The organism is Mesorhizobium sp. M0659 (assembly GCF_040320605.1).
GTDB lineage: Bacteria > Pseudomonadota > Alphaproteobacteria > Rhizobiales > Rhizobiaceae > Mesorhizobium.
This window is the reverse complement of sequence record NZ_JAMYPY010000004.1, coordinates 151,264-164,900: the sequence shown is the minus strand read 5'-3', so window position 1 is coordinate 164,900 and position 13,637 is coordinate 151,264. Positions and strand designations below refer to the sequence as shown.

General features: G+C 61.1%; 14 protein-coding genes. 10 read left to right on the top strand and 4 right to left on the bottom strand.

What is annotated here, in order from left to right:
- Positions 1–30: 30 nt before the first annotated feature.
- The 5 genes from NKI31_RS08435 to NKI31_RS08415 all read left to right on the top strand — a co-directional run bounded on the left by NKI31_RS08435 (position 31) and on the right by NKI31_RS08415 (position 7,113).
- Positions 31–2,826: a [protein-PII] uridylyltransferase gene (locus NKI31_RS08435; RefSeq protein WP_352651195.1), complete on the top strand. Its 2,796-nt coding sequence runs from the start codon at positions 31–33 to the stop codon at positions 2,824–2,826.
- Positions 2,827–2,902: 76 nt separating this feature from the next.
- Entirely contained in the window at positions 2,903–4,510 is a 1,608-nt protein-coding gene (murJ, locus tag NKI31_RS08430; RefSeq protein WP_352651193.1) for a murein biosynthesis integral membrane protein MurJ, read from the top strand.
- 172 nt (positions 4,511–4,682) lie between these two features.
- A complete protein-coding gene (gene trpS, locus NKI31_RS08425) occupies positions 4,683–5,750 on the top strand; it encodes a tryptophan--tRNA ligase (RefSeq protein WP_352651191.1) in 1,068 nt (355 codons plus the stop codon).
- Between the two features lie 101 nt (positions 5,751–5,851).
- Positions 5,852–6,343 carry a universal stress protein gene (locus NKI31_RS08420; RefSeq protein WP_023672856.1) on the top strand — a complete coding sequence of 164 codons (492 nt, stop codon included), beginning with the start codon at positions 5,852–5,854 and terminating at the stop codon, positions 6,341–6,343.
- Between the two features lie 200 nt (positions 6,344–6,543).
- The gene (locus NKI31_RS08415) at positions 6,544–7,113 is read left to right on the top strand and encodes a NifU family protein (protein ID WP_023685140.1); all 570 of its coding nucleotides are present in this window, start codon (positions 6,544–6,546) and stop codon (positions 7,111–7,113) included.
- 182 nt (positions 7,114–7,295) lie between these two features.
- Here NKI31_RS08415 and NKI31_RS08410 read toward each other — a convergent pair whose 3' ends face one another.
- Positions 7,296–7,913 carry a L,D-transpeptidase gene (locus tag NKI31_RS08410; protein ID WP_023692663.1) on the bottom strand — a complete coding sequence of 206 codons (618 nt, stop codon included), beginning with the start codon at positions 7,911–7,913 and terminating at the stop codon, positions 7,296–7,298.
- Positions 7,914–8,151: 238 nt separating this feature from the next.
- Between NKI31_RS08410 and cueR the strand changes: the two genes are divergently transcribed.
- The 4 genes from cueR to NKI31_RS08390 all read left to right on the top strand — a co-directional run bounded on the left by cueR (position 8,152) and on the right by NKI31_RS08390 (position 11,697).
- On the top strand, positions 8,152–8,571 hold the full coding sequence (gene cueR / locus NKI31_RS08405) for a Cu(I)-responsive transcriptional regulator (protein WP_352543470.1): 420 nt from the start codon (positions 8,152–8,154) through the stop codon (positions 8,569–8,571).
- Positions 8,572–9,257: 686 nt separating this feature from the next.
- Positions 9,258–10,211 carry an IS1595 family transposase gene (locus NKI31_RS08400; protein WP_352651188.1) on the top strand — a complete coding sequence of 318 codons (954 nt, stop codon included), beginning with the start codon at positions 9,258–9,260 and terminating at the stop codon, positions 10,209–10,211.
- Positions 10,212–10,580: 369 nt separating this feature from the next.
- On the top strand, positions 10,581–11,540 hold the full coding sequence (locus NKI31_RS08395) for a hypothetical protein (protein WP_352651186.1): 960 nt from the start codon (positions 10,581–10,583) through the stop codon (positions 11,538–11,540).
- Positions 11,512–11,697, top strand: a complete 186-nt coding sequence (locus NKI31_RS08390) for a hypothetical protein (RefSeq protein WP_352651184.1) — start codon at positions 11,512–11,514, stop codon at positions 11,695–11,697. The genes NKI31_RS08395 and NKI31_RS08390 overlap by 29 nt, the downstream gene beginning before the upstream one ends.
- An 11-nt stretch (positions 11,698–11,708) precedes the next feature.
- On the opposite strand, the gene NKI31_RS08385 is transcribed toward NKI31_RS08390, so the two are convergent.
- The 3 genes from NKI31_RS08385 to NKI31_RS08375 form a co-directional block, all read right to left on the bottom strand.
- On the bottom strand, positions 11,709–12,356 hold the full coding sequence (locus NKI31_RS08385) for a Fic family protein (RefSeq protein ID WP_352651182.1): 648 nt from the start codon (positions 12,354–12,356) through the stop codon (positions 11,709–11,711).
- Positions 12,353–12,544 carry a hypothetical protein gene (locus NKI31_RS08380; protein WP_352651180.1) on the bottom strand — a complete coding sequence of 64 codons (192 nt, stop codon included), beginning with the start codon at positions 12,542–12,544 and terminating at the stop codon, positions 12,353–12,355. Before NKI31_RS08380 ends, NKI31_RS08385 begins: the two co-directional genes overlap by 4 nt.
- A gap of 204 nt (positions 12,545–12,748) precedes the next feature.
- Positions 12,749–13,006 (bottom strand): hypothetical protein, encoded by a 258-nt coding sequence (locus NKI31_RS08375; protein WP_352651178.1) that lies wholly within the window; start codon positions 13,004–13,006, stop codon positions 12,749–12,751.
- A 127-nt stretch (positions 13,007–13,133) separates the two neighbouring features.
- Here NKI31_RS08375 and NKI31_RS08370 point away from each other — a divergent pair, with 127 nt between their 5' ends.
- A complete protein-coding gene (locus tag NKI31_RS08370) occupies positions 13,134–13,634 on the top strand; it encodes an MmcB family DNA repair protein (RefSeq protein WP_023806146.1) in 501 nt (166 codons plus the stop codon).
- Positions 13,635–13,637 lie beyond the last annotated feature (3 nt).

Below are 13,637 nucleotides of genomic sequence, written 5' to 3'. Positions count from 1 at the left end.
CCGCGCAAAGGCGAGGCCCACCGGCAATCCATGGCAAAAATCTCCCTCAAGCTCGACGCGCTGATCGACAGCGAGGCTTTGCGCCGCGACATGACGGCGCTGATCTCGGCGGCCAGCGGCATCGAGCCCGGCGCGCGCGTCGGTGCGCTCCGGCTGCTGAAGGATCGGCTGACCGAGGGCCGCAAGGTTGCCGAGCGCATGCTGATGGACGATGGCAGCGGCACGGCCTGCGCCGCCCGGCTGTCGCATCTGATGGACGAGATCATCCGCGCCCTCTACGAGTTCGCCGCGACCCACGTCTACCGGGTGAAAAGCCCCTCGACCGCAGAGCGCATGGCGGTCGTTGCCGTCGGCGGCTATGGCCGCGGCACGCTGGCGCCGGGCTCCGACATCGACCTGTTGTTCCTGCTGCCCTACAAGCAGACGCCGTGGGGCGAACAGATCGTCGAATATATGCTCTATATGCTGTGGGACCTCGGGTTGAAGGTTGGCCACGCCACCCGCAACATCGACGAGTGTCTCAGGCTGTCGCGCAGCGATATCACCATCCGCACCACGATCCTGGAAGCGCGGTTCCTGTGGGGCGAACAGAAGCTCTTCGACGAATTGCTCACCCGCTTCGACCATGAAGTGGTGCGCACCACCGGACCGGAATATGTGCAGGCCAAGCTCGCCGAACGCGACGATCGCCATGCCAAGGCCGGCGAAAGCCGCTATCTGGTCGAGCCCAACGTCAAGGACGGCAAGGGCGGCCTGCGCGATTTGCAGACGCTGTTCTGGATCGCCAAGTATTTTTATCGCGTGCGCACCGGCGAGGAATTGGTCGACAAGGCTGTGTTCACCGAGGCCGAATACCGGGAATTCCTCAAGGCCGAGGATTTCCTCTGGGCGGTGCGCTGCCACATGCATTTCCTCACCGGCAAGGCCGAGGAACGGCTGCATTTCGACATCCAGCGCGAGATTGCCGAACGTCTCGGCTACACCACCCATCCCGGTCTGTCGGCGGTCGAGCGCTTCATGAAGCATTACTTCCTCGTCGCCAAGGATGTCGGCGACCTCACCCGCATCTTCTGCGCCGCGCTCGAGGAAGAGCAGGCCAAGCATGTGCCCGGCTTCAACCGCATCTTCCTCACCTTCCAGCGCCGCAAGCGCAAGCTGGCAGGCACGTCGGACTTCATTGTCGACAATCACCGCATCAACGTCGCCGACGACAGCGTGTTCGAGCGCGACCCGGTCAATCTGCTCAGGCTGTTCTGGTTCGCCGACAAGCACGGGCTGGAGTTCCATCCCGATGCGCTGAAGCTGCTCACCCGCTCGCTCGGTCTGGTCAACAAGTCGCTGCGGCGCGACGAGGAGGCCAACCGGCTGTTCCTCGACATCCTGACCTCGGACCGCAATGCCGAGCTTAATTTGCGGCGCATGAACGAGGCCGGCCTGCTCGGCAGGCTGATCCCCGATTTCGGCAGAATAGTCGCCATGATGCAGTTCTCGATGTACCACCACTATACGGTGGACGAGCACCTGATCCGCTGCATCGGCGTCTTGGCCGAGATCGAGCGCGGCGACGGCGAAAAGGTGCATCCGCTCTCGCACACGCTGATGCCGGGGCTAGAGAAGAGCCGCGAGGCGCTCTATGTCGCGGTGCTGCTGCACGACATCGCCAAGGGCCGGCCGGAGGATCACTCAGAGGCCGGCGCCCGGATCGCGCGCCGCATCTGCCCGCATATGGGGCTGTCGGCGGCCGACACCGAGACAGTCGCCTGGCTGGTCGAGAACCATCTCGTGATGTCGATGACGGCGCAGACGCGCGACCTCAACGACCGCAAGACGATCGAGGATTTCGCCTCGATCGTGCAATCGGTCGAGCGGCTGAAAATGCTGTTGATCCTGACCGTCTGCGACATCAGGGGTGTCGGGCCGGGCGTGTGGAACGGCTGGAAGGGCCAGCTCCTGCGCACGCTCTACTACGAGACCGAACTGCTTTTGACCGGCGGCTTCTCGGAAGTGTCGCGCGCCAAGCGGACGGCGGCGGCGCGCGAGCGGCTAGCCGAGGCGCTAGCCGATTGGCCGGACAAGGCCCGCAAGCGCTATGTCGGCCTGCATTACGAGAACTATCTGCTGACGGTCGACCTCCCCGATCAGCTGCGTCATGCCGAATTCATCCGCGAAGCCGACGCGGCAGGCAAGAAGCTCGCCACCGTGGTCAGGACGCACCAATTCGAGGCGGTGACCGAGATCACCGTGCTGGCGCAGGATCATCCGCGCCTGCTTTCGGTTATTGCCGGCGCCTGTGCCGGCGCCGGCGGCAACATCGTCGACGCGCAGATTTTCACCACGTCCGACGGCCGCGCGCTGGACATCATCCTGATCTCACGGGAATTCGACCGCGATGAGGATGAGCGCCGTCGCGCCCAGCGCGTCGGCCGGCTGATCGAGGACGTGCTGTCGGGCAAGAGCTGGCTGCCGGAGATGATCGAGAAGCGCACCCGGCCGCGGCGCGGCGCCAAGGTGTTCAAGATTCCGCCGCGCGCCGAAATCCGCAACACGCTGTCGAACCGGTTTTCGGTGATCGAGGTCGAGGGCCTGGACCGGCCTGGGCTGTTGTCGGAAATCACCAGTGCGTTGTCCGATCTCTCGCTCGACATCGCCTCGGCTCACATCACCACCTTCGGCGAGAAGGTGATCGACACTTTCTATGTCACCGACCTTACGGGGCAGAAGATCGACAACCCGGCACGCACCGCCACCATCCACGCCAGGCTGATCGCGGCGCTTGGAGGCGTTGTCCCAGAGCGCGGCGGCAAGGACAAGGCGGCGGCCGAGTGACCATCACTTTGTCCCAATCACCCCCTTTGTCCCAATCATCCCCTTTGTCCCAATCATCCAGGCAATCTCCCCGCGCATGAGCCTCGTCAAGAAATTCGCCACGGTTGCGTCCGGCACGCTGATGAGCCGCGCCCTTGGCTTTGGCCGCGAGATGCTGATGGCTGCCGCACTCGGCACCGGGCCGGTGGCGGACGCCTTCAACGCCGCCTTCCAGTTTCCAAACACGTTTCGCCGGCTGTTTGCCGAAGGCGCCTTCAACGCCGCCTTCGTGCCGCTGTTTGCCAAGGAGATCGAGACCCACGGCACCGACGGCGCCAAGCGCTTTTCGGAGGAAGTGTTCGGCGTCCTGTTCACCGCACTTCTGGCGCTGACCATCGTCATGGAATTGGCGATGCCGCTGATCGTGCGCTATCTCGTGGCGCCGGGTTTTGCCGACACGCCGGGCAAATTCGAGACGACCGTCCTGCTGGCGACGATCATGTTCCCGTATCTCATCTGCATGTCGCTCGCAGCGATGATGGCCGGCATGCTGAATTCGCTGCGCCGCTATTTCGCGGCTGCCGTGGCGCCGGCTTTCCTCAACATCATCCTGATCAGCGTGCTCGGCTACGCCTGGTACCACGGCATGGATGCCCGTGAGGTCGGTTTCAGCCTGTCCTGGGGCGTGCTGGCGGCGGGGCTGGTGCAGCTTGCCATCGTCTGGGTGGCGGTGCGCAATGCCGGCATCGCCATCGGCTTTCGCCGGCCGAAGATGACGCCCAACGTCAAGCGCCTGCTGATCCTGGCGCTGCCGGCGGCGATCACCGGCGGCATCACCCAGATCAACCAGCTGATCGGCACGGCGATCGCGTCGGCGCAGGACAGCGCCGTGTCCTCGCTTGCTTACGCCGACCGCATCTACCAGCTGCCGCTCGGCGTCGTCGGCGTCGCGGTGGCCATCGTGCTGTTGCCGGAGCTGTCGCGGGCGCTGAAATCGGGCAATCTGGTCGAGGCGGCCAATCTGCAGAACCGCTCGGTCGAGTTCACCCTGTTCATGACCTTGCCGGCGGCGGCGGCACTGTGGGTGATGGCGGAGCCGATCGTGCGGCTGGTCTATGAGCGCGGCGCCTTCGCCGCCAACGGCTCGACGCCGACAGTGGCCGCAATCCTGGCGATCTTTGGCCTCGGCCTGCCGGCCTTCGTGCTGATCAAGGCTTTCACTCCCGGCTATTTCGCCCGCGAGGACACGCGCACGCCGATGATGTTCGCCGCCATCTCGGTCGGCGTGAACGTGATCACCGCGCTGACGCTGTTCCCGAAAATGGGCGCGCCCGGCATTGCGGTGGCCTCGGCCGTCGCCGGCTGGGTCAACGCGGTGATGCTGCTTGCGGTGCTGATCCGACGTGGCCATTGGGGCCGCGACGTGCCGCTGTTGAAGCGCATTCCGCGTCTTGTGCTGTCGGCGGCGGTGATGGCGACAGCACTCTATTTCGCCGAGCATTGGCTGGCCGTCAGGCTCGGCCCCGGCTCGCCACTGGTGATCAAGGCCGTGACGCTTCTCTCATTGGTGGCCGGCGGGGCGCTGCTCTACTTCGTCACGGCTTTCGCCACCGGCGGCGCCGATTTCGGAATGATCCGGCGCAATGTGAAACGCGGCTCGAGCAAGGCAGCGGCGCCAGCGCCAAACGCCGATCTGGACGAATAGTCCGGGCGAGCTAACAGCAACACCGGTCTTGATCCTCTCCGCCCCTTCGTCCATAAGCGCGCCGTCGCAAGACTTTCGCCGCGCGTGGTTTCCAGCCGCGTGATTGGCTCCGAAAAGTCTGCAACTTTTCGGAATCACGCTTATACGGCCCTCCACAAGCCATGAGGAACCCATGACCGCCTTCAAACAGCTCGTCTTTTCCGGGGTACAGCCGACCGGCAATCTGCATCTCGGCAACTATCTCGGCGCCATCAAGAAATTCGTCGCCCTGCAGGAAACGTCCGACTGCATCTATTGCGTCGTCGACCTGCATTCGCTGACGGCACAACTCGTCCATGACGACCTCGCCGACCAGACCCGCTCGATCACCGCCGCCTTCCTTGCCTCCGGCATCGACCCGAAGAAGCACATCGTCTTCAACCAGTCGCGGGTGATGCAGCATGCCGAGCTTGCCTGGATCTTCAACTGCGTGGCGCGCATCGGCTGGATGAACAAGATGACGCAGTTCAAGGACAAGGCCGGCAAGGACCGCGAAAATGCCTCGCTGGGCCTGCTAGCCTATCCCTCACTGATGGCGGCCGACATCCTGCTCTACCGCGCCACCCATGTGCCGGTGGGCGAGGATCAAAAGCAACATCTGGAGCTGACCCGCGACATCGCGCAAAAGTTCAACAATGACTTTTCGAGCCGCATCGCCAGTCTTGGCGTCGGCGTCGAGATGCAGGTTGGCGAAGAGACGGTAAACGGGTTCTTCCCGATCACCGAACCGGTGATCGGCGGGCCGGCGGCGCGCATCATGAGCCTGCGCGAGGGCTCCAAGAAGATGTCGAAGTCGGACCCGTCGGATCTGTCCCGCATCAATTTGACCGACGATGCCGACACCATCTCGAAGAAGATCCGCAAGGCCAAGACCGACCCGGAAGCGTTGCCAAGCGAAGTCGACGGCCTGGAAAGCCGCCCGGAAGCGGAAAACCTGGTCGGCATCTATGCAGGGCTGGCCGAGATGTCGAAGGCGGACGTGCTGAAGGAATTCGGCGGCCAGCAGTTTTCCGTGTTCAAGCCGGCGCTCGCCGACCTTGCTGTGGAAAAACTGGCGCCGATCGCCGGCGAGATGCGCCGTATCGAGGGCGACCGCGCCTATGTCGACGCGGTGCTGAGAGACGGCGGCGAACGCGCCGGCGCGCTGGCTGAGACCACGATGAAGACGGTACGCGACATTATAGGCCTGTTGCAGGGCTGATCCTACCGTCAGTGCACCGCACCATTCTGGCCCAAGGCCGGCGGCTTGCCGCCGGTCTGTCGCGGTGGCAGATTGCGGCCGAAAACATCGAGTAGATAGACATGGTCTCCAAACGCCTCAGTCGCGAAGCCGGCCATCGCAGGAAATTCCTGACGATCATCGACGACACGCCGGAGTGCGAGCGCGCCGTCGCCTACGCCTCCAAGCGGGCGCAGAGCACCAGCGGCACGCTGGTGCTGCTCTACATCATCACACCGGACGACTTTCAGCACTGGCTGGGCGTCGAGAAGATCATGCGCGAGGAAGCCAATGCCACGGCACGCGCGGCACTCGACGGCTACGCCAACAAGGTGCGCCAGAAGCTCGGCATCGAGCCCGAGATGGTGGTGCGCGAAGGCAAGCCGACCGAGGAGATCCACAAGCTGATCGAGGAAGACCAGGACATCGCCATCCTGGTGCTGGCGGCAGGTGCCGGCAAGGAAGGACCCGGGCCGCTGGTCGGGGCTGTTGCCGGCAAGGGCGCCGCCTTCCCTATTCCGGTCACAGTGGTGCCGCAGAACCTGTCTGACGAGGAGATCGACAGCCTCGCATAGAGAGTGATGCCGGAAGTGTGAAGCGGTTTCGGATAACATCACGATCCTGGATTTATAGCCCGCGCGGGATTCATTCCCAGCCAGCAAAAACATTCCGCCAGCCAGCCGTTTTGAGCGACGCGTTTCGCTTGAATGTCCAGCCGATTGAGCCTATTTAGAACTATTCCAAACTAGCTGCCCGACTGGGCACGGAGACGGCCATGTTCATCCAGACCGAATCGACGCCGAACCCGGCAACGCTGAAGTTCCTGCCCGGCAAGGAAGTCCTTGTTGAAGGCACCGCCGATTTCCGCGACGCCGACAGTGCAGCCAGCGCCTCGCCGCTGGCCGGCCGGCTGTTCGAGATCCCCGGCGTGACCGGCGTCTTCTTCGGCTATGACTTCATCACCGTGACCAAGGACGGCCCGGACTGGCAGCACCTGAAGCCGGCGATCCTGGGCGCCATCATGGAGCATTTCATGTCGGGCGCGCCCGTCATGGTCAATGCCGGCCCCGCCGCCGAGACCAGCCAGACCGGCGAATTCTACGACAAGGCGGATGAGCAACTGGTCATCACCATCAAGGAACTGCTCGACACCAGGGTGCGCCCGGCGGTTGCCCAGGATGGCGGCGACATCACCTTCCGCGGCTTCGAGAACGGCACCGTGTTCCTGCACATGAAGGGCGCCTGCGCCGGCTGCCCGTCCTCGACGGCGACGCTGAAGCACGGCATCCAGAACCTGCTCCGCCACTTCGTGCCGGAAGTACAGCAGGTCGAGCAGGTCTCCTAAGACCCCTTCACGCATTCGAGCGAGCAACAAAAAACCGGGCCAGATTGCCCGGTTTTCTGTTTTGGACGTCCGTTGTTGCCTAGACGGTCCGCGTACGAAGGGTAACGCCTATTTTGACCATGGTCTTCCCGAAAACCGGTTCCACTTTTCGCTTTCGTGGACCTCGGTTCCGGATCATGGTCCTACATCACGATGACCTTGGCGCCGACCGACGTGCGGTCGTAGAGGTCGATGATGTCCTGGTTCATCAGCCGGATGCAGCCTGACGACATCGCCTTGCCGATCGAATTCCATTCCGGACTGCCGTGCAGGCGGTAGCCCATGTCGCCGCCCTTGTTGAACAGATACATGGCGCGCGCGCCGAGCGGGTTCTTCAAGCCCGGCTCCATGCCGCTCGCGAACTTCGCTAGCTCCGGCTGGCGCTGGATCATCTGCCGCGGCGGCGTCCAGGTCGGCCATTCGCGCTTCAGCGCGATATGGGCGGTGCCGTGCCATTCAAAGCCTTCGCGGCCGACGCCGATGCCGTAGCGGATCGCCCGGCCGTCGCCTTCGACGAAGTAGAGAAACTTGTTCTGGGTATCGACGACGATGGTGCCCGGCTTTTCCGATGTGTCGTAGTTCACCTCTTGCCGGTGGTACTTCAGCGGCACCCTCTCGATCGGGATGCGCGGCAGTTGGTAGCCTGCATCGTTCACCGAACCGTAGTTGTTGGTGAACAGCTGCGAGCCGATCGTGCTGCAACCCGAGATCGCGGCCGACAACGCAAGTGCGGCGACGATTGCAAATGACTTCATGCGCATGAAATGGTCCGATGCCCCACCAAGATGTCGCGACACGTTACGGCCGCTTTTCCTGAAATCATTCATGCTGGCATTTGCTTTGCTTGCCAAGCGCGCGATGCCTATATGCAGGAGCTTACGTGCCGGTAAGCCGGCAACTATGGCATTTCGGCAACAGGACTCACGGGATTGTGAAGGAAAAACAATGGTCGGTCCTGTCGGATAGCCTAGAATCAGGGAACCACATCGAGGAATCACAATGAATGTAGGCGATGCCGCGGCGCGGTCCGGCCTGCCGGCCAAGACCATCCGCTACTATGAAGAGATCGGCCTGATCGCCCCGGCGCGCGCCGGCAATGGCTATCGCGATTATTCCAGCGACGACATCCATCGGCTAGCCTTCCTGCGCCGCGCTCGCAACCTCGGCTTTTCAATCGACGATTGCCGCCAGCTGATGGCGCTCTACCGGGACCGCAGCCGCGCCAGCCACGATGTGCGCGAGATTGCCGCCGCCCATGTCAGCGCCATCGAGGAAAAGGTGCGCGAGCTGCAGTCGATGCGCACGACCTTGCAGAAGCTGATCCATGCCTGCCATGGTGACGACCGGCCGGACTGCCCGATTTTGGATGATATTGCGGGGGCTGCGCTGCTCGAGAACAGGCCGGCTTCGGCCATATAGGTAGTATCTCGACTGACTAAAATACGGGAACGTCCAAGGGACAAGAACGGAACCAAAGCGGTTACATCAGACCTTTGCGTTCCCGGCGCAAGACTTTAGTCCGGCCGCCTTATAGCTAAGAACGGAAGTTGATCGGCGGACGCAGGGGCGTTCCGGAGCAATACCAGACCGCGCCGATACAGATATGGTGCGATCGCGGAAGGCGCTCGGATCAAGTCGTAGCCTCAGTTCTGTCAACCGTATAATCGCCGCCATTCCCCTACGGCTGGGTAGCGCTCGTGAGCAGTGGGTCATCTAGCTCTGCCTTTGTCTTCAGGACGGCATCAACGAGGGAACCGAACTCCTCGCCGCTGAATGTGCAACTATCCTGGACCGCTCCCATATGGCTGAGGCGGAAGCGTACGAATTTCCGGTTTTCGGCTGGGATGCGCTTCACCAGAAACATGAATGAATAGGGACCCGCGATCGCTGAGTACCGGCGCAACTCTTCGGTCGCCGGGAAAAGCCGGTTGATTGAATCCCAAAAACCCCATGGTGTCTCCCCTCGTGCCAAGGACCGTGCTTCTTATCATTGCGAGAGAAAATTCGCCTATGGGTTTGTCAACCATACGCTCGCCATGGCACAGGCGATTATCCGGTTGACAAACCCAAACTGATTACGTAGGGTAAGGGCATATGAGATTTCCATGTCCGTTCTGTCCCGCCCCGAGTTCCACGACGAAGCCAAGGCTTTCGAGCATGTGGAAGGCATCTTGTGGCCGAATGGCCCGGTCTGCCCCAAGTGCGGCTCTGTTGATCGCCACTATTCGTTGAAGGGCGTTCGCACCAAGCCGTCCAAAAAGAACCCCAACGGCGTCGAGCGTCATGGCCTGTACAAGTGCAGCGCCTGCCGCTCGCAATTCACCGTCCGCATGGGTTCGATCTTTGAGGAAAGCCATATGCCGCTGACCAAGTGGCTTCAGGCAATCCACCTTATGTGCGCCTCAAAGAAGGGCATCAGCGCTCACCAGATGCACCGCATACTCGAATGCAAGTATGAGACCGCGTGGTTTCTGTGCCACCGCATTCGCCTTGCAATGGCGTCTGGCGACTTCTCGCCGCTTGGTGGCAACGGCAAGACCGTAGAAGTTGACGAGACCTACATTGGCCGCCTCGCTGGCGCTCCCGTCAAGCGTGGCGGCGGCGCTCACAAGAACACGGTCGTTGCGCTGGTAGAGCGTGGTGGCCGCGCCCGTTCCTTCCACGTCGATACGGCCCGCATGGGCAACGTCATGCCGATCGTTCGAGCCAACATCGCTCGCGAGAGCGCATTGACGAGCGACGAGAGCGGCATCTATCGTCGTGCCAGCCAGGATTTCGCCTCTCACGATGTCGTCACGCATTCCAACGATGAATACGTTCGCTACGAAGGCGAGAAGACCATCCACACCAATACCGTGGAAGGCTTCTATTCGATTTTCACGCGCGGCATGAAGGGCGTCTATCAGCATTGCGGCGAACACCATCTGCACCGCTGCCTCGCTGAATTCGATTTCCGCTACTCAAACCGCATCGCGCTTGGCGTCGATGACGGCACCCGCGTCTTCATCGCCTTGAAGGGCGCTGCCGGTAAGCGCCTCACCTATCATAGACCTGCTTGACGAGAAGCGGACGCACGCCCGCAAACCGGTGCAGCTAGAGCTTCCGCTCTGGCGCTACGCAAAGCCCTCCAGCCCCGGCAAACAGACTGAAGGGATTCCCAAACGAAAGCGGCGGTGATATGCTCACCGCCGCTTCCAGTTTCGACTTGGTGGCCCACTTCGAGGCTTCGTGACCCTGCCGGTTGCGAAGCCTCTTCGTTTATCCCGCGCCGTGTCCGTGGACCGTGACCCGGCTAGGGGAACTCTCCTTATCGTCACTACAGCCTCCTGTGTTCGACGCGACTCAATCTACACGCGGCTATGCTGTCTGTCTAGACATCTTGAATAAGCCACTGTATATAAGCCAGCGTGAAGCCACAGGAGGTCGCGATGAACGTTCCAGACAAGCCAGTACCGGCTGCCGTGCTGCCGAAGATCACTCAGGGTCGCAGCCCTGCATATCCCTCTATCCCTTTGGCGAAGGCTGTAGAGCGTCTGCAGACCGTCATTGACGCCGGGGTCGCGCGCAATGCCTATCCGCCGGAGACATTCTACAAGCTTTGGGATATTGGCCCGCAGAGCAGCGGTGCTCGTGCCACTATGGCCGCCCTCAACCATTTCGGGCTTGTTGACTACGATGGGCGCGGCGATGTTCGCAAGGTCAAGGTGAGCGACCTTGGCATCAAGATCGCTTTGGATAAGGTACCAGGCAGCCCGGAGCGAGTGCAGGCGCTACAGCTGGCGGCGCTGACCCCAGCGATCCACTCCGATCTCTATCAACGGTATCAGAACATGCTGCCGGCGGATGTCGTGCTGGCAACCTATCTAACGCGGGACCGTGGCTATAACCTATCAACCGTAGAGTCTTTGATTGACGAGTACAAAGACACATTGGCCTTTGCCGGACTTGACAAGCCAGCCTCAAAAGCCGATTCTGCCGTGGCGCTACCAGATGATCCGCCGCCCCCTCCGCAGGTCAAGGTAGGCGACTTCGTGCAGATCGAAATCAACGGGTCTTTCCTGTTAAAGGAGCCAAAGCCCGTCGAGGAGATTCGAGAGCACGAAGGTGAATTCTGGGTGTTCGTGAAGGGGGAGAAAGCAGCGGTAAAGATGGAACAGATCGTCGTGCAGGCCGCGCCGCCTGCTGCCGCTAAGATGCCTCCAATGCGTGAACTGCCGAATGACTCGCCGCACCAGAACATGCCGGATGTCCGCATGGTCGGTGATCGGCTTATCATTGTAGCGGACGTGGATCTGAAAGGACTGCGAAAGCTGCGAAAGCAACTCCGGATGTTCGAATCCGTGCTATCTATGGGCGATGATGAAGAACCCGACCAAGACGACGCCTGAGAGGCAAATCGACAAGTTTCTAGAGGCGGTGCGCGAACTGAAAACCGATCAGTCCGACGCCGCATTTCAGGCTGTCGTCAACAAGATCGCCCACGCGCCGAAGCTCACCAATGAGCAGATCAAGGAACTGGTAAGCCGGAAGCGCGAAGCCCGATAGGGAATGATTGCCTATATCGCGGCTTCTTGGGTCGCCTTTAGAAGCTGAATTGCGAGCATATTCTCAAGCATCGCCTCCATGTCTGCCACGGCGATAATGCTCCGCTTCCAAGAATCGTCTGCACCCTCAAGAGCTTTGTAATATGGGCTTTTGTCCGCTGCGATCTGATCCGGGATAGTCGGTGCGCCAGGAAGAAGACTGTCGAGCTTTACACTCAGCACGACATAAGAGACGACACGCGCCGTCCGGCCATTGCCATCTGCAAATGGGTGTATCCAGTTCATCCGCCAGAGCAGGTAAGCCGCCAAATGAATTGCAGACATGTGCCAGTTTTCGTTCACATACCCGCACATTTCGGCGACCATATCGGGCACCTCCGTATGCGCCGGCGGATGGTGATTGCTCTTGCCTATATAAACAGGGGAATTTCGGTAGGTGCCGGCCAGAGGATGAATTCCCTCCAGCGCCTTCTGATGGAGCCGCAAAATTATTGACTGAGTAAGCCGAAACTTACCCCCGGCACCCTGTATAGATGCCCGGACTATTTCAATTGCCTCTTTGAACTGCCTGACCCCGTTTTCAGCCTCGCGTTGGGCCTTTTCGGCGGGGTCAGTTATAAGTTCAACAGGATCAGCTTGACTGTGTCGATCCTCGCTCATTTACGGACTTTGGCCGCTTCCTCTCGCGAAATTTTCTCATCAGCGGCTGCAACCATCTCGCGAGTGATCATGTCGTTCTCAATATGAGTATTCCCATAGACAAAGCTCAGCCTCTGCTCACGCATCTGACCCTCGGTCATCTGAATCTTCTGAGCTTTTGCAACCAAAGCTTCAAGCGCAGCGGTCATGGCAATCTCCCGAATTTCGTAGCGAATCTGCGTACTCAGACCATAGGCGGGCACGCTTATCAACCGGTAAAGAGGTCGCAAGTTCCCATTTTGTCCGTCCAACTGACAGAAGCTGTCAGGGCCATGTGTGGCCTATCAACCTTGTGCCGGCCTGTCACCCTTATAATCGATTACGGCCATTCCCCTACGGCTGGGGTAGCGTTGCTAGGTGATCTTTGTCGTTGCCAGCGCCTTCCCGAAAGCCTTGGCCGCTCGCTCTGGATCAGCCTTGAACATAGCTGCGGCAAGATCAGCAAAATCAGTGGAATCGATCGCCACGCGCCAAGTTGATCCTCTGACTGATCCCCCGGTTTCGAACCGCACAGATACCTCCTCACCGCCAGCATAGGCAGCAAAGCGCCCATTGCTCGTGAGGGTTCCCAAGCCGGTAGATAAGGCATGCCGGTAAATCTCAATAGCCATGGCTCCCTCGCTGTTTGGCTCTCAAGCCTAGCAGACTAGGGAGTATCAGCAAATGGGTTTGTCAACCGGGTAATCGCCGTGGCACACAGGGTTCAAACCGTGAACAAAATCTGGCATGGTGGCTGCCATGCCGATCATCTCCCCGATTCTCCTCAATCCCCTGATCGATGGCCGCCAGTCGGAACGCGCCATGCTGGTGCGGCGTGGCGTGCAGAGGCTGCTTATGCAAATGGGCATGCATGTGCTGCCCGAACTGTCGCTGGCCACCGGGCGGCGCGCCGACCTTGTGGCGCTGACCAGGCAGGGCGACATCTGGATCATCGAGATCAAATCCTCGATCGAGGATTTTCGCGTCGACCGCAAATGGCCTGATTACCGGCTGCACTCCGACCGCTTCTTCTTCGCCACGCATCCGGGCGTGCCCTCGGATATTTTTCCGGAGGAATGCGGCTTCATCCTGTCCGACGGCTACGGCGCCGAGATTCTGCGCGATGCGCCCGAGCACCGGATGGCGGCGGCAACGCGCAAGGCGCTGATGCTGCGCATCGCACGGGCGGGTGCGGCGCGGCTGCTGGCGGCGGAACTGGCGGGTGTGGCGGTGCCGGCGCTGGCGGGAGAGAGCGAGTAGACG